The organism is Shewanella sp. SG44-6 (assembly GCF_014164185.1).
Classification (GTDB): Bacteria; Pseudomonadota; Gammaproteobacteria; order Enterobacterales; family Shewanellaceae; genus Shewanella; species Shewanella vesiculosa.
Map to the genome: position 1 here is coordinate 1 of NZ_JACJER010000100.1, position 16,924 is coordinate 16,924.

Here is a 16,924-nt window from a genome sequence, read left to right on the forward strand (position 1 = left end):
TGCTTTTGCTGAGCTGCTTAAAATTAATCTTGCAGACATTGATAAGATTCAAACCACCTTACGAGCACTTAATCGAAATTACACTAAGTTATCATTGCAAGCTGATGGGCAAGGTAATGTAATCAATCAAGCCACAGAAGAAAGCTTTGCTCAATTAGGCATGGCTTTATCTGAGCAATTGATTGATTTACCAAGTCCAATCAATAATTTACTTAGTGATGTTGCATCCCGTACACGCTCATTTGCCAAATCAAATCAAAGTCAGCGATTTAACGGTATTTGGCGGTCGCAAGTATTGGCTGAATTTAACCGAGCCATTGCTGGACGATACCCATTTGATCGTAAATCTAAAGAAGATGTCAGGTTAAAAGATTTTAGTAAGTTTTTTGGTTACGGCGGTACTTTAGATAAATTTTGGGATCAATACTTAGCCGCTCATGTGGATACCAGCAAAAAACCTTGGCGTTTTAAGCGTAATATTGGCATTCGTAATGACATCTTGGAAATGTACCAGCGCGCTGAAACCATTAAAGAGGCATTTTTCGAGCCAGGCTCTAGGCAGCCTATTGTCAATTTTTCATTGGAACCTGAATTATTAGATCAGAATGTGAGTATGTTCTTATTTGAATTAGACAGCCAGCAGCTTAAATACCGTCACGGTCCGACTCGCAAAGAGTTATTTGTTTGGCCTGGTCCTGGGGCAAATAACGAAACTCGAATTGCATTTTCACCGCCTAATGGTGGTCGCTCAATCAACAAGAAGTATGAAGGTGAATGGTCATTCTTTAAGTTATTGGATGAGTTAAGTAAAAAGCGTCCACAAACTAAAAAAGATGGCAAATTACTTATTGACCTTAAAGGTTACAGTGCTGTACTTAAATTGACAGCAAACAGTGTTAACAATCCATTTTGGATGGCAAATATGGAGACGTTTAGATGTCCTGCGAACCTTTAACATCAGTAGGTTACTGTGGAAAAGTCCCGTCAAAAGGTGACTTTATTCAGCAGAACTTGAATGTTGATTTTCTAAAAAATTGGAATGACTGGTTACAAGCTGTTATTGCGGTGAGTAAAGAACAAACAGAACATAATTGGTTGGACTATTACCTCACAAGCCCTATATGGCACTTTTCGTTATCTGCAGGTGTTTGCTGTGATCAAGCTGTTGTAGGCACAGTGATTCCTAGTATCGATCATGTTGGGCGCCACTATCCATTTACGCTAGCTGGATTGCACAATCAATCTGCTTTAAGAGGATGGCAAGAAAATCAGTGGGTTGATGTTTTTGAAAAACATATATTGCAAGTTCTTGAAGATGAAACTGTTCTAGAGCATTGGCTCGAAACTATCACTAAAGAGCCTCTTTCTGTTGCTGCTAATAACGACAGATTTGTCGAAAATGAATCTCTAGACCGAAATAAGAAAGCATGGGTATTTCAGGGGGATAACTCACCTGATGTACTGTTATTACTGGATCAGCAATACCGAAAGCGCTTTGATTGTTACAGTATATGGTGGACTGAAGGATCTGATGAAGTAGGGCCATGCACTATCATCACAGAAGGCTTACCGCAAATAAGTCAATTTATCTCTATGTTAAATGGTCAATGGGGACAACGTGGTTGGAATACTGCGGAGCTTATTAAGGAGCAAACTCCATGCACTTAAGTCACGCATTAACTCATAGAGGAACCGTTAGAGAAATTAACGAAGATGCTTACCTTGAGTTACCACATTTAGGTGTCTGGGTTGTTGCAGATGGAATGGGTGGACATGCTGCCGGAGATGTCGCCAGTCAGTTAGTTATCGACGGCATCCAGCAGGCTGTTGAGCACCTTGAAGCAGAAACAATTACTTTAGAGGTGTTAAAAAAATCACTGATTGATAGTAATCGTATATTACAGCAAATGAGTGAACATGATTTTGATGGCAAGGTAGCTGGCACCACAGTCGTTGTGCTGTGGCTATATCAAGATAAATATCATTTGCTATGGGTTGGCGATAGTCGGATTTATTTGATGCGTGATCAGCAAATGAAGCAAATGACTAAAGATCATAGTCAAGTGAATGACATGATTGATGAAGGGCTTCTTTCTCCTGAAGAGGCGGAAACACACCCTTTAGCTAATGTGATCACGCGAGCGGTAGGTGTTGATACTCAATTGGACATAGACTACCGAACCGATAAGGTAAAAGATGGTGATGTTTTTTTACTCTGTAGCGATGGTTTAAACAAAGAACTAAATGATATTGAGATTGAGAGAACAATAAAATCTGGAAATATTATTGATTCAGGATTAGCACTACTTCACGCTTCATTGGTCAGAAATGCAAGAGATAATGTTACGTGTATTTTAGTCAAGAACTCACATAAGAACATTAATATTATCGATGATAGCGATAAAACCATACCCATATTTAGTCACATTTAATCAGTTGTCATTATAGTAGAGAATATAAACGGGTTGTAACGTTAATATTTATTATAAGTGTTATTGTTTTTATATGGACAACATTACTTATGATGTAATTATTTTGGGTGTAATTATTTCGAATGTAATTACATAAGGTGTGTTTTGTTTTCTTTATTATCCATTGTGATTAGGTGTGGGCAATATATCTTATTTTAGTTCTATTAAAGACTATTAAGTATTGTTTTTGAAGTTCTATACTTTTATTATTGCACATTAAATCATTTTTATTCAGGGATTGAATTAGATTGAGTAAGCTAAAGAATTTAACTATCGATGAATTAATTCTTCCCATTACCATAGATGCGGAATCTGGAGTTGATCCTCGCGAAGATATTAGTCCAACCTCTACGTATTATTTACTTAAAGACGTGCGCAATATTGCACGCTCTAAAGAACGAAAAGCATTAACCGATGAAGAAGATGTGTTATCCGTCTCGGTTGAATGGCGACCGATATTTGAGCAAGTTCCGAATATTTTAAAACAACAGTCAAAAGATATCGAATATGTTGCTTGGTTTATCGAGGCTGCATGTCGATTACATGGGTTCAAAGGGTTGTATTTTGGTTTTACCCTAGCAGCAGAATTAATCGAGCGCTATTGGGACACACTTTATCCCACACCAGAGCCAAATGATTTAGCGGAGCGAATTGCACCGCTGATTGGGTTGAACGGTATCGAAAGTGAAGGTTCCCTAATTCATCCAATAAGAACGATCCCTATCACCGATGGCGGAATTGTTTACTCGACTTGGCAATATGAACAGGCGCTAGATACAAGTCGCTTAGATAAAGATAAGCAAGAAAAGCGCTTCGATTCTGGTTCAGTCTCACTTGAAGACGTCGAGCAGAGCATCAAGGAAACCTCCGACAGTTTCTTTATCGAGCTTGATCGCGATGTACAAAATGCTATGAGTGCATTTAGCCGTTTGTCGGCTTCAATGGATGACGCGATGAGCGGTGATCCACAACCGACGAGTTATATTCGCAAAGCGTTAGAAGCCTGTGCACTGCAAATTAGTTCAATTACAGCACCAATAATTGCAAAGAATAAAGCTAACTTAGCGCAAGAACAACAGATTGACGAACAGCAAGACGGTGATACTACTGCTCATCATTCAACGCCTTCAGGTGTTGAAGGACAACTTAATTCTAGGGCACAAGCTATTAGTCATCTTGAGACGATAGCGGACTTTTTTCGACGTACTGAGCCACATTCGCCAATGTCTTATGCTATTGAGCAAGTCATACGCTGGAGTGACCTAAGTTTGCCCGAGTTATTACAAGAATTAATCCAAGATGGTGAAGCAAGAAATGGCTTTTTCAAGTTATCTGGAATAAAAACGGAAGAATGATCTGTAGTTGATTACTCAACATATTATTGAAAGGAGTTCATATGAGTGTACATGATAAATTAAAGCGAGTAAGAAAACCCCGTGTCCATATTACCTATGATGTCGAAACCGAAGGTGCTGTAGTAAAAAAAGAGCTGCCTTTTGTTATTGGTGTTACGGGTGATTTTGCTGGTCACAACACCGCAGATTTAAAGCCATTAAAAGACCGCCGTTTTGTACAAATCGACCGTGATAACTTTAATGATGTGTTAAAGCGTATGAGCCCTAAGTTAAATATTTTAGTGCCTAATACTCTTGCCGGCGATGATTCTGAAATGAATGTAGCATTAGAGTTTAATAGCATTGAAGACTTTGAACCTGCTGCCATTGTTAATCAGGTTGAACCATTAAGAAAATTAATGGAAACCCGTAACAAACTTCGTGATTTGATGACAAAAGTTGATCGCTCTGAGAATCTCGAAAATATCTTAGAAGAAGTGTTAAATAACACTACCAGCCTAGACAAGTTGGCTGGTGAACTTAACCTCAAAGGAGCGGAATAATGAGCATGGAAGCCGCGTCATTAGATGCTGTATCTGAAGAGCAAGCACAGAGTGTTTCTATTTTAGAGCAAGCTATCGTTGCTACAAAGCAAACCGATTCTTCTCGCGCAGAAGAATTAATTCGTTCGTTAACCGAAGAAGCCCTTAAAGGTACTGTTCAGTGGGATAAAAACCTCACTGTGACATTCAATAAGGCTATTAATCGTTTAGATGACGTTATCTCTAAACAATTAGCTTCAATTATGCACAATGAAGAACTGCAAAAACTTGAAGGTAGCTGGCGTGGTTTGCACCATACCGTTAAAAACTCTGAAACCAACGAAACACTTAAAATTCGTGTAATGAGTTTGTCTAAAAAAGAACTGCATAAAGATTTAAGTAAAGCGGTTGAGTTTGATCAGAGCCAAATGTTTAAAAAGATCTATGAATCAGAGTTTGGTACTCCGGGTGGCGAACCTTATGGTTGTTTAGTGGGTGATTATGAATTTACTAATCATCCAGAAGATGTTGAATCATTGTCATTAATGTCTAATGTTGCCGCTGCTGGTTTCTGTCCATTTATTTCGGCTGCAGGTTCATCTTTATTTGGTTTTGATGAGTGGACTGAACTGAGCAAACCTCGCGATCTTGAAAAGGTATTTGAATCTCTAGAATACACTCAGTGGCGCTCTTTCCGCGACAGTGATGATTCTCGCTTCGTGACTCTAACTATGCCTAGAGTGCTGGCTCGCCTTCCTTATGGTTCAGCGACCAAGCCTGTAGAAGAGTTTTGCTATGAAGAGTTTGAAATAGACTCAGAAAGTGGCCGTTCTAAAGTGGCTGATCATAATGACTATTGTTGGATGAATGCGGCTTACGTTATGGCTACTAATATGGGCCAAGCATTCAGTAAATATGGCTTCTGTACTGCCATTCGTGGCGCCGAGGGCGGTGGCAAGGTTGAAGGCTTGCCTGCACACGTCTTTACCAGTGATGACGGTGATCCAGATTTAAAGTGTCCAACGGAAATTGGTATTACTGATCGCCGTGAAGCAGAGTTAAGTAAATTAGGTTTCTTACCTCTTTGTCATTATAAGCATACTGATTATGCTGTGTTCTTTGGTTCTCAGTCATGTCAAAAACCAAAAATAATGACAAGCCATGATGCTACCGCTAATGCTGCAATTTCAGCACGTTTACCTTACTTAATGGCAACGTCTCGTTTTGCTCATTACCTTAAAGTGATGGCCCGCGACAAAATTGGTAGCTTCATGGAAGCAGAAGATGTTGAGTCTTGGTTAAATCGCTGGATTTTATCTTTTGTTAATGCATCTGAAGGTGGCGGACAAGACATTCGCGCTAAGTATCCCTTGGCTGACGCTAAAGTTGTGGTGAAAGAGATCCCTGGTCAACCGGGCTCATACAATGCCGTTGCCTGGTTACGTCCTTGGTTGCAGATGGAAGAGCTTACCGCGTCTTTACGTTTAGTCGCAAAAATCCCTAAAGTAGGATAATCACCCGCTAACGCAGTGACCCTCATTTGTTTTCAAGGATAGAAACAAACGATGCCTCAAGAAACCATTTCATTTGTAACAAGTGAAATTTTCAAAGAAGATACTGGAATTAAAAAGCCAGTATCTTCAACGACAAAGGCACTAAAAAATAAACACTTAGTCGAACGATTCTTACGAGAGTCGGATTCGACTAGGTCGTTATTGCTTTGGTTAGAAAACTCGAGCCATTCACTGACTCAATTTGATAAAACCTCCGTATTACCTTTTCTGCTTAAGGCTATTGATCGTATCGATAGACAGCTAGAACAACAACTCAATGCCATCATTCATCACAATGCTTTTCAAGCTTTAGAGGCTAGTTGGCGTGGGGTATTGTATTTAGTTCAACAGCAAGATTTACATGACAAAGACCAGAAAGTAAAAGTTAAAATGCTCGATTGTTGTTGGACAACACTGTCTAAAGACATTAATCGGGCGATTGAATTTGATCAAAGTGATTTTTTTAAACTGATTTATAACAACGAATATGACATGTCTGGTGGCGAGCCCTTCGGCACGTTAATTGGTGATTATCAAATCACCCATAAGAACCGCCCAGGTGTGTCCACCAACGATATTGATATTTTAAAAGAAATTTCGCGTACTGCTGCGGCCGCATTTGCGCCATTTATCACTTCTGCCAGTCCTTCATTATTTGGTGCAGATGATTTTGCTGATTTATCTGCTCATATGAACATGGGCAAAATTTTTGAGCAGCATGAGTATATTAAGTGGAACTCGTTACGAAAAATGGATGATTCTCGCTTTATTGGCTTAACTATGCCCAACATCCTAATGCGTTCCCCTTATCTTATCGATGGTAGCCGCAGCGAAGGTTTTAAGTTTAAAGAATTGATTAAAAATCCCAAAAAAGACCATTTATGGGGTAATGCTGCTTATGCCTTTGGTGGTGTATTAATCCGCGCATTTAGCGAATCAGGTTGGTTTGGCCACATCCGCGGTTTAGAACCCGGTGCGCGTAAGAAAGGCCTAGTATGTGACCTTGCGGTCAGTCAATACGAGCCAGATTTATATCGAAAACGCAAGAAACCTTCAGTGGATTTGTTAATCAGTGATAGGGCTGAAAAGTCGATTTCTGATCAAGGCTTCATCCCTTTATCTCCAGTATCAGGTTGTGAACACTTAGTGTTTTACAGTAATGCCTCTGTGCAGAAACCACCAAAATATGAACAACTTGAAGATAATATTAATGCAAAACTATCCTCAATGTTGCAGTACATTTTGTGTGTATCTCGTTTTGCCCATTACATTAAAGTGTTAGGCCGTGAAAAAATTGGTTCACTTCATTCTGCCGAAGCTTGCCAGCGCGAACTGCAATTGTGGCTGCACAAATATACCACCGCTTCAGACGTATCTTCAGATGATGTAAGAAGTAAATATCCGCTGCGAAGTGCCCAAGTTCAAGTAAAAGAAATGCGCGGTAAGCCCGGCCACTTCTATTCGATTATTCAGTTACAACCTCATTTTCAGTTAGATCAAATGGTGTCCAGCATTAAATTGGTCACTGAGCTGACATCAAGAAATTAACACAAAGGTATCAAATGAAAAAGATTCAAGAAATGCTGCAAAATGGCCAGCTACAAGAAGCCATTCAGTTAGTTGAGACACAGCTAAAAGACGACCCAATGAACATTGATTTAAAAGGTCAACATATTGAGTTGTTGTGTATTAATGGTGAGCTTGAACGGGCTGACAAACAGTTAAACTTTTTAGTGCAAAAACACCCTGATTTTTTAATCGGTGCAGCTAACTTACGTCAGTTGATCCGAGCAGAACAAGCCAGAATTGATTTTATGGCCGGCAAAGCTGTACCTCAGCTTTTTGCTGAATCTGATGCTTATGTTGCAGCATTAATGAAGTTACGTTTAGCGATGGTCGACTCCCAAGATGATGTGACTCAATGCGCCAATAGTCTTGAAGATTTACGTCCGCAAGTCAGCCTGCTTATAAACGATAAAACCAATCAAGTAATAAGAGATCTTGATGATACCTTAGGCGGTTTTATTGAGATTTTCGGTACTGACGGTAATTTCTATTTAGCTCAGTTATCTGAAATCGATTACATCAACTTTAAGCCGGTGACTTCGCTACTGGAAATGGTTTGGCGTCGAGTTGATCTAGCGATTAAAGATGGACCGTGTGGTGAAGCGCATATACCGATGATATATGCAGGTAGCGAAACTGATGCTCAAAAATTGGGACGAGAAACTGATTGGCATGAAGTTGCTACTGATGTGATTGCTGGCAAGGGCTTAAAAATGTGGCTCGCTGATGATACAGCAGTCGTACTCAATCAAATTACTAAAATATCCACCCCAGTTTTGCAGTAGGCGATAGTGTTGAGCAAAAACCAGCAACCCATAATGGCATCCATTCTTGACCGGTTGATAGATGATTCGCCCGGTGAACAGGATGTCAAAGATAGCCATCGAGGCCTTAACTTACGTCAGTTAAGGTCTAATGTTCGTCGTGATTTAGAGAATCTTCTTAATGCTAAATTACAGTGGCAAACTTGGCCGGAACATTTAACTGAACTTGACAATTCATTGATGAATTATGGTTTGCGTGATTTCTCATCCATGCCAGTTGCGAGTTTAGACGGTCGACAGATCCTCTGTAAACAGGTCGCCGATACTATAAAACGATTTGAACCCCGCTTTATAGAAGTGATGGTTGAGACGGTCGATAATGAACAGCCTTTGGATCGTGTTTTAAGATTAAAAATCAATGCACTGCTTTATGCTGAACCTGAGCCTGAATATATTACATTTGACTCAGAGGTTGAGCCGGTCCATTTAGCGATGATAGTGAATGAGGGAATTGTGTGAATCAGGAATTATTGGAGTATTACAATCGTGAATTGGCTTTCATTCGTCATATGGGGGCCGAATTTGCTGAGCAATATCCTAAGGTTGCAGGTCGTTTACGATTAAGTGATGAGCATGTTGAAGATCCTCATGTATCACGCTTAATTGAAGCATTTTCTCTGCTCACCGCACAAATTAGACAGAAACTTGATGATAGCTTTCCTGAACTCACTGAAGCGCTATTAGGTCAATTGTACCCTGATTATCAAGCGCCTATTCCGTCAATGACGGTGATTAAGGTGACGACTGAAAACTTATCGACCACAGGGGTATTATTGCCCAGGCTAACGCAAGTCGATACTCAAGTTGAGGGGATGAAATCCTGTCATTTCCAAACGTCATACGACATGAAGTTATGGCCTATTGAAGTTCAACAGGCTCAGTTTCAAAATGCACCGTTTAATGCGCCTGAACCTCAGTGGCCAGAACGGGCAAAGGCAATAATCAAGCTTGATATCGCGTGTGAGTTTGACGAAATTAGTATGCCAAGCCTTGGTGTAGATAAATTACGATTTTTCTTAAATGGCCAAGACCATCAAACTTTTCAACTTTATCAATTACTATTTGAGCATAGTCTGGGTTTTGCTTTAGTTAACGAGCAGCAAACTGTGTGCAAATTTTTAACTAAACGGCACTTAAAAGCCGTTGGATTTGAAGATGAGCAACAAGTTATTCCTTATAGCCAACGGACCAGTTCTGGTTACCGGTTATTGCTGGAGAATTTTATTTTCCCTGAAAAATTCTTATTTTTTGACATAGATGATTTAGAGGGAAGTTGGCAAGGAATAGACAGTAAGTTCTCACTGTATATTTATTTAAAGGAAGGCTCTCAAGATTTAGAGAAGCAAGTGAGTGCAAATCATTTTCTACTCGGTTGCACTCCAGTAATCAACTTATTTGAGCAAAAATTAGAACCAGTAAGTATCGATGCTTCGCAATACGAATATAAATTAGCTGCTCGTTATTCTGACTCTGAAGTGACTGAGATCATCAATATCCAAGAGGTTATTGCTTATGATCCGAAAGACAATAAAGTTGAAGTCACACCATTTTATGGCGAATCACATCCTCAGTACCTTGGTCACAATAATTTATTTTGGCATGTTAGAAGAGAGTCGGCGAGTTGGTCAGGTGGCTATGCTGAACTAGGAACTGAATCATTTTTATCTTTAGTTGATCATAATTTTAAAGGCTTTAAGTCGGAAGATGATTATGGCGCTTGGATATTAAGTATTACCGCTCAGTGCAGTAATCGAAATTTACCGGCCCATCTTCCGTTTGGCAACAATGAACCGAAAATGTTTGTCCCTGAACGCGCCGATATCATCAAGCATGTAAAATGTTTGCTTGCGCCAACATTACCCGTTCGCGCATCCCTTAGTGACGCTTCTCGATGGCAGTTAGTGACTCATCTATCAATTGACAGTTTTAGTGGAAAAGATGCACTTCATAATTTAAAAGAAACCCTTAAATTATACGATTTTAAGTGTTCACCAGAAAATAAAAATTTAATCGAGAATATTCACTTTGTTGAAGTCACTCCTGATACTGCACGAGTCAACCAACATGGTCGGATTAGCTTTTGCAGTGGCAGCCATATTGAAATAACCTTTATTAAAGATCATTACTCTGGCAGCGGAGTGTTCTTTTTTTGCACAATATTAGACCACTTCTTTGCACAATTTGCTGCAATCAATAGTTTTACCCGTTTAAGTATGCGCTTTAAAGACCATAATTCAGTCGCTTATACCTGGCCGGCACGTTCAGGACAAAGGCCGTTGTTATGACCCAAAATGCGATGCATCATCAGTTGCAGGCCATAATTGAAGCGCCCTCTGAGCATGATTTCTATCAAGCTGTTTATCAGTTTCAACAGCAGTTATCTCAAGGTCGCGAGCAAGGCTTTAAAGTTGGTTACGATACGATTCCAAGCAAAGAGCTGTTGCGGTTTAAATCAGATCAGCACCTTGGTTTTCCGGGGCAAGCCATCAGTAAAGTAGAGGTTAAACATACCAGTCAAAAGGCTAAAGTTGCCGCTGATATGCATATATCATTTATGGGATTGACTGGGCCAAGCGGGGTATTACCTTCGCACTATACTGAGTTAGTCTTGGAGCGTTTACGTCATAAAGATAGCGGTATGCGTGATTTTTATGATTTATTTAATCATCGAATTATTTCACTATTTTATCGGTCATGGGAAAAGTATCGCTTCTCAGCTAATTATCAATCTCATGAAGATGGCGCTACGGATAGTTTTACTCATGTTTTGAGTTTACTCAGTGGTAATAAATCATTAAACCGCTATTACGCTGGTTTTTATCATAATAAAACTCCTACGGCAGAGTCATTACGAAGCATGTTGAATGACTTTACTGGCTGTAATGTCCAAGTTTGTTCTTTTCAAGGTCGTTGGCAATCTCTGGCTAAGACAGAGCAAACCCGATTGGCTAGTCGAAGCATGCTAGAAGGCCAATATGCGCGTTTAGGTGTCGATGCCAGTATTGGCAGCCGAGTATGGGATATCAACTCCAGTATCAGTATTCATATTAAGCCTAAAGAAGGTGCGTTGGTTAATGCATTTATGCCAGGGACAGCAAATTGTAAATCACTTAAAAAACTGGTCTCAAGCTATTTAGGTCAGTCAGTCAAATATAAGATTTTTCTAGAGATAAAACAAAAAGATGCACCGAAAGCACAATTATCCAAGTCTGCAATTGGCTTGGGGCTTGGTTGTGGTTTGATCAGCCGTGCAGAGTATGGTGAGCAAATAAAAAGCTTAATGATTTAATTAATAAAGGACTATGAATATGTCAGCGATGACTTTGAGTAAATTGGTTGGAAAACTTAATCCAGTATGTCGACAATCTTTAGAAACTGCTGCCAGTGTATGCCATAGCCGCAGTCAATTTAGTGTTGAAATTGAGCACTGGTTACTAGCATTATTAGAAAATGGTTCTGGTGATTTAGACATCATCATGGCCAGTTTTTCAGTGCAAAAAGATCAGTTGATCAACGACATTCGTCAGGGATTAGAAAAATTTAAAACGGGTAATAGTGCGGCTCCGAGTCTATCGCCACACATTGTCAGTTTATTACGTCAAACCTGGTTAAATACCAGCATTGAATTTAATGATAATGAGACCAGAACGGCCTATCTTATTTTTACGTTATTGACGGATGATTCGTTAAACTCCTTAGTATCACGCTCTGCTAAACAGTTACTCAAAATCGACCCTGCGCAGCTAAAACATGCTTGGCCACAACTTGCGCGTCAATCTACAGAGCATAAAGTGTCGAGTACCGATATTGAAGAAACTCAGGCAATGCAATCTGCGCCAAGCAAAACACCAAATCTAGATCAATTTACGCAAAACTTAACCGAACAAGCTGAATTAGGCAAGATTGATCCTATCCTTGGTCGTGATAATGAAATAAGGCAAATGATCGATATTTTAACTCGCCGTCGTCAAAATAATCCTATTTTAACCGGTGAGGCCGGCGTCGGTAAAACGGCCGTAGTGGAAGGTTTAGCACTTAAAATTGTTCAAAAAGAAGTGCCCACTGCATTGCAGAATGTCCGTATTCATGTGCTCGACTTGGCTTTATTACAAGCTGGAGCTGGTGTAAAAGGTGAGTTTGAAAATCGTTTAAAAGCGCTTATTAACGAAGTTAAACAATCGGTTAAGCCAATAATTTTATTTATTGATGAAGCACACACTATGATCGGTAGTGGTGGACAAGCAGGGCAAAATGATGCTGCTAATTTATTAAAACCTGCCTTAGCCCGCGGCGAATTACGTACTATTGCGGCAACAACCTGGGCTGAATACAAAAAGTTTTTTGAAAAAGATGCAGCCTTGACTCGTCGTTTTCAGGTTGTAAAAATTGATGAGCCAACTCCTCTACAGGCGATTGCAATGATGCGAGGACTATTACCCGTAATGGAAGGCCATCATAAGATCCTGGTTTCAGATCAAGCGTTATGTGCCGCGGTAAATTTATCTCATCGTTATATTACTGGGCGTCAGTTGCCAGACAAAGCCGTGAGTTTATTAGACACAGCTTGTGCCCGTGTGGCTATGAGCCAAGCATCGACACCGGGAATGGTTGAGTCCTTACAGCGACAAATTCAGCAACTCGATACCCAGATTAATATTCTCACTCGCGAACAAAAAACCGGTGCAGATCATAAAAAATCCATTACTGAATTAACCAAGAAGCATAAGTTACTCTCAAAAGCACTTGAGCCATTAATGATCCAGTGGCAGGAAGAGTTGAGCACGGTGAAGAAAATTGCTGATTTAGTGACGCAAATCCAATCATCACAGACTGATACTGTTGCTCAATTACAGGAACTGACAGAGTTGAAGGCTAATTTAGCTGTCAATAAACAGCCTATGGTGCATTGGCAAGTTGATGAACAACTTGTTGCTGAAGTGATTTCCGACTGGACTGGGATTCCTGCAGGAAAAATGCAAAGTGATGAAATTAAAACGATTTTGAACTTGAAAGAAACCATGTCTAAGCGGGTTATCGGGCAAGATCATGCATTAGATTTAATTGCGAAAACGGTACAAACGTCGCGCGCCCAATTAGGTGATGAAAAACGCCCAATCGGTGTGTTTTTGCTGACGGGACCTAGCGGTGTAGGAAAAACTGAGACCGCACTAACCCTGGCTGAGCAAGTTTATGGTAGTGAAGATAATGTCACCGTTATCAATATGTCAGAGTTTAAAGAAGAGCATAAAGTATCCCTACTATTAGGCTCACCTCCTGGTTATGTCGGCTATGGCGAGGGGGGAGTATTAACCGAAGCTGTTCGCCGTAAGCCCTATAGCGTTATTTTATTGGATGAAATGGAAAAAGCGCATCCTGGTGTTCAAGATATTTTTTATCAGGTTTTCGATAAAGGTATGATCAAGGATGGAGAAGGGCGAGATATCGATTTCAAAAATACTATTATCATTATGACCTCAAATGCTGGAACTGAAACCACCATGGGGTTGTTTGAAGATGAACAGATTGCGCCCTCTATTACTGGTTTGCGTAAGGCGCTTCAAGATGATTTATTGGGCTACTTTAAACCCGCATTTTTAGGCCGCTTGAATGTGATTCCTTATATTCCTCTTACTCAATATATGCTTAATGAGATCACGAAATTACAATTACAGCGAGTAGCCCATCGCTTAGCAGAGCATTATCAAGCTAAGTTCACTTACAGTGATGATGTCGTTAGCCAAATCGTGTCTATGTGCCAAGATGCTGGTTCTGGCGCTCGAAATGTGCACAATATTTTACAGAATACAATGTTGCCAGATCTTTCTGTTAAGATTTTAAACAATATGGCGAATAATAAAAAAACAACTAATGTAAAAGTTAATGTCGTAAAAGAAGAATTTGTATATAAAATTTAGGTAAACATAAAGGGTATATAACCGAAAATATAAATAATCATTTAGTATTATTAATTAGGTTTTTAACATTACATTTGAGGTCTATATAATAAGGTATATACCCTTTGTGATGTTATGTAGTTATTACTGATGTAGTAATAACTATATAATATTTATATTTTTTATTTATCTAAACGATTAGTTGATTATCAAAGAACCTTTGATATAATCCTCATGCTTAATAATGAGGACTCACTATATTTAAATGGATAATACTGTTATGTATTATTTGTTGATATGTGCATTTTTAATAAATTGAAATATTAAGTTTGAATTGTTGAACTTATAAAACTGTCCATTAATGGATGACATCCACGCAAAAGGAGCATTAATAATGCAAGCGAATACATATTTAAACTATGAAGGGATTAAAGGCGAAACCACTGCTGAAGAATTCAAAGACATGATTACGGTGTTATCAGTCGATTGGAATATTAGCCGTGAGATCAGTTCTTTCACTGGTACTGCTAAAGACCGTGAAGCAAGCTCTACTCGTTTAGGTGACGTTACCATTACTAAATTGCAAGATAATTCTTCAACTGACTTGTTCAAAGAAGCAACTATCGGTAAAGGTAAAAAAGCGGTTTTTCACATCACTAAACAAGGTGACAAAATCGAAGAAATCATGCAAATCGAATTAACCGATGCAATGATTTCTAGCTACAGCGTTTCAGTTCATGGTGACCGTCCAGTTGAGACTATCACTATCAGTTACACTGAAATGATGATGGCTGTTACACCTACTGATGACAAAAACAACATTACTGCAGCGCTACGTTATGGCTACAGCGGTGTTAAAGGTCAACAAATGTAAGTTGTTTGTGATCTTAAATCTTGGGGGAACTTGTTTCCCCCAAGATCTTTATTCTTAACGACTGAGGCAAGGAATGCTTAAGGCCACTCAAAAAAATAATATCATCAGTATCACTACGCCATTAGGTAAGGATGTTCTGTACCTAACGCATTTTACTGCCTCTGAAGCTATTTCACAGTTATTTTCAATCAGCGTATCAATGTTTACTGTTGGTACTCAGATTAGTCTCGATAGTTTAGTGGGTAAAAACGTCTGTATTACATTACGTAATGCCGAAAGTGATGGTGCTGCTCGGTACTTTCATGGGGTCATAAGTCATCTCGAGTCTGCAGGTATGCGGACAGCTGCTTCAGATGATGCGCAAAATTATATTGATTATCAAGCTGTTATTGTGCCTCAAATGGCACTAATGAAAAAACGCAGCAACTGTAGAATTTTTCAAAATAAGTCTGTAATTGACATTATTAAAGACTTATTTGGTCAACATAAAGTCGAATTTCAAAATAAAACTACCAATACTTATCCTCAGTATGAATACTGCGTGCAGTATCTAGAATCAGATTTAGATTTTGTTTGTCGCTTATTGCAACAAGAGGGTATTTTCTTCTTCTTTGAGCACAGTCTTAGTGCCCATACCCTTGTACTTGCAGATGATATCAACGCCTATAAACCTTGTGCAGAAGAAAAAGTTCGATGTTTTTCAGGACATTTAGCTGAGTCACATGTATCAAACTGGCAAGGTGGAATGAGCATGGTCAGCGGTGGCTTTATTCAAAAAGGCTATGACTATGAACAACCTAAGCTTTATCCATCAGGTAATCATAATAAAGCGGATCTCCCAGAACAAAGTGCCCTTGAAGTGTATGACTATCTAGGTGAATCAGAATTTAATAAACGTGCTCAGCCTTTTGCCAATAATCAGCTTGAAGCCCTGCAAAAAGATATGAACAAATGCAGTGGTCAAGGTGATTGCCGCAGTTTCTTGATAGGTAAATTTTTTACATTTAAAGATCACGAAAACGTCAGTTATAAAGGTAAGAGCTTTGTTCTAAGTTCTTTAAGAACCTCAGCGACACAACCTAATCAGTCTGGCGCAGGCCAATCTATGTCTGGATGCGTGTATCAAAATGATTTTGAATGTGTTCCAAAAAGTACCCCATACCGTTCACAACTTCATTTGCGCAAACCATTAATTAATGGTGTGCAAACTGCTGTGGTTACTGGTGAGCCTGGTGACGAGCAACATATTGATAAATTTGGCCGCGTTAAAGTGCAGTTTCACTGGGATCGTGAAGGTGAATTTAACAGTAAAAGTTCGTGTTGGATCCGTGTCGCACAGAGTTGGGCGGGTAATAAATGGGGCGCATTTTTCTTTCCTCGTGTTGGTCAAGAAGTGCTGGTTGAATTTATTAATGGTGATCCGGATCAACCAATTATTAGTGGTGCTGTGTATAACGCAGACTTAATGCCACCTTATGCCTTACCAGCTAAAAAGACCCAGTCTGGTATTAAAACACACAGTACTAAAGACGCTGGTGCAGACAATTTTAATGAATTACGTTTTGATGATGAAAAGGGTAAAGAGTTACTATTTTTTCAAGCAGAAAAAGATCACCATCTCAATGTTAAACATGATCAAAAAGATACCATAGGTAATGACCGTTTTACTGAAGTGGTTAATAACGATAACGTTAAAATTGGCAAGGATCGCCTAGAAGATATTGGTAATAATGACAGTTTAAACGTTGGCAAAGTGCTCAATATTGAAGCTGGCAAAGAGATTGTGATTAAAACGGGCAGTGCATCTATCAAAATGAGCAGTGATGGTTCTATTTCTATAGAAGGGACAAACATCACCATAAAAGG

General features: G+C 39.3%; 14 protein-coding genes. All 14 read left to right on the forward strand.

Translation table 11 applies throughout. The features are described from left to right. Nucleotides 1–955 (forward strand): type VI secretion IcmF C-terminal domain-containing protein (locus tag H5185_RS16025; protein WP_310741674.1); only part of this gene is annotated, 955 nt, incomplete at its 5' end. Then, complete coding sequence (gene tagF, locus H5185_RS16030) at nt 937–1,668, forward strand: type VI secretion system-associated protein TagF (RefSeq protein WP_182722282.1); 732 nt, start codon at nt 937–939, stop codon at nt 1,666–1,668. The genes H5185_RS16025 and tagF, both read left to right, overlap by 19 nt. Further along, a complete protein-coding gene (locus tag H5185_RS16035; RefSeq protein ID WP_182697092.1) occupies nt 1,659–2,432 on the forward strand; it encodes a PP2C family serine/threonine-protein phosphatase in 774 nt (257 codons plus the stop codon). The genes tagF and H5185_RS16035 overlap by 10 nt, the downstream gene beginning before the upstream one ends. Before the next feature lie 287 nt (nt 2,433–2,719). Continuing rightward, the gene (gene tssA, locus H5185_RS16040) at nt 2,720–3,826 is read left to right on the forward strand and encodes a type VI secretion system protein TssA (protein WP_124015786.1); all 1,107 of its coding nucleotides are present in this window, start codon (nt 2,720–2,722) and stop codon (nt 3,824–3,826) included. 41 nt (nt 3,827–3,867) lie between these two features. Beyond that, the gene (gene tssB / locus H5185_RS16045) at nt 3,868–4,368 is read left to right on the forward strand and encodes a type VI secretion system contractile sheath small subunit (RefSeq protein ID WP_124015787.1); all 501 of its coding nucleotides are present in this window, start codon (nt 3,868–3,870) and stop codon (nt 4,366–4,368) included. Then, the gene (gene tssC / locus H5185_RS16050; protein ID WP_182697093.1) at nt 4,368–5,861 is read left to right on the forward strand and encodes a type VI secretion system contractile sheath large subunit; all 1,494 of its coding nucleotides are present in this window, start codon (nt 4,368–4,370) and stop codon (nt 5,859–5,861) included. The genes tssB and tssC (H5185_RS16050) overlap by 1 nt, the downstream gene beginning before the upstream one ends. Before the next feature lie 51 nt (nt 5,862–5,912). Beyond that, the gene (tssC, locus tag H5185_RS16055; RefSeq protein WP_182742602.1) at nt 5,913–7,448 is read left to right on the forward strand and encodes a type VI secretion system contractile sheath large subunit; all 1,536 of its coding nucleotides are present in this window, start codon (nt 5,913–5,915) and stop codon (nt 7,446–7,448) included. A gap of 14 nt (nt 7,449–7,462) precedes the next feature. After that, nucleotides 7,463–8,251: a type VI secretion system accessory protein TagJ gene (locus tag H5185_RS16060; RefSeq protein ID WP_182742603.1), complete on the forward strand. Its 789-nt coding sequence runs from the start codon at nt 7,463–7,465 to the stop codon at nt 8,249–8,251. Nucleotides 8,252–8,257: 6 nt separating this feature from the next. Next, nucleotides 8,258–8,749, forward strand: a complete 492-nt coding sequence (gene tssE / locus H5185_RS16065) for a type VI secretion system baseplate subunit TssE (RefSeq protein WP_371697234.1) — start codon at nt 8,258–8,260, stop codon at nt 8,747–8,749. Beyond that, entirely contained in the window at nt 8,746–10,575 is a 1,830-nt protein-coding gene (gene tssF / locus H5185_RS16070) for a type VI secretion system baseplate subunit TssF (protein WP_124015790.1), read from the forward strand. The genes tssE and tssF overlap by 4 nt, the downstream gene beginning before the upstream one ends. Continuing rightward, a complete protein-coding gene (gene tssG / locus H5185_RS16075; protein WP_182742604.1) occupies nt 10,572–11,579 on the forward strand; it encodes a type VI secretion system baseplate subunit TssG in 1,008 nt (335 codons plus the stop codon). Before tssF ends, tssG begins: the two co-directional genes overlap by 4 nt. A 19-nt stretch (nt 11,580–11,598) precedes the next feature. Beyond that, a complete protein-coding gene (tssH, locus tag H5185_RS16080; protein ID WP_182742605.1) occupies nt 11,599–14,205 on the forward strand; it encodes a type VI secretion system ATPase TssH in 2,607 nt (868 codons plus the stop codon). A gap of 373 nt (nt 14,206–14,578) precedes the next feature. Next, the gene (locus H5185_RS16085) at nt 14,579–15,058 is read left to right on the forward strand and encodes a type VI secretion system tube protein Hcp (protein WP_124015793.1); all 480 of its coding nucleotides are present in this window, start codon (nt 14,579–14,581) and stop codon (nt 15,056–15,058) included. 73 nt (nt 15,059–15,131) lie between these two features. Then, nucleotides 15,132–16,924, forward strand: a 1,793-nt coding sequence (tssI, locus tag H5185_RS16090) for a type VI secretion system tip protein TssI/VgrG (RefSeq protein ID WP_182742606.1), incomplete at its 3' end; no start/stop codon positions are given.

Excerpts from the sequence above, each read along its gene's own strand:
- tagF (WP_182722282.1), top strand. The coding sequence starts at position 937 with ATGTCCTGCGAACCTTTAACATCAGTAGGTTACTGTGGAAAAGTCCCG.
- H5185_RS16035 (WP_182697092.1), top strand. The coding sequence starts at position 1,659 with ATGCACTTAAGTCACGCATTAACTCATAGAGGAACCGTTAGAGAAATT.
- tssB (WP_124015787.1), top strand. The coding sequence starts at position 3,868 with ATGAGTGTACATGATAAATTAAAGCGAGTAAGAAAACCCCGTGTCCAT.
- tssC (WP_182697093.1), top strand. The coding sequence starts at position 4,368 with ATGAGCATGGAAGCCGCGTCATTAGATGCTGTATCTGAAGAGCAAGCA.
- tssC (WP_182742602.1), top strand. The coding sequence starts at position 5,913 with ATGCCTCAAGAAACCATTTCATTTGTAACAAGTGAAATTTTCAAAGAA.
- H5185_RS16060 (WP_182742603.1), top strand. The coding sequence starts at position 7,463 with ATGAAAAAGATTCAAGAAATGCTGCAAAATGGCCAGCTACAAGAAGCC.
- tssG (WP_182742604.1), top strand. The coding sequence starts at position 10,572 with ATGACCCAAAATGCGATGCATCATCAGTTGCAGGCCATAATTGAAGCG.
- tssH (WP_182742605.1), top strand. The coding sequence starts at position 11,599 with ATGTCAGCGATGACTTTGAGTAAATTGGTTGGAAAACTTAATCCAGTA.
- H5185_RS16085 (WP_124015793.1), top strand. The coding sequence starts at position 14,579 with ATGCAAGCGAATACATATTTAAACTATGAAGGGATTAAAGGCGAAACC.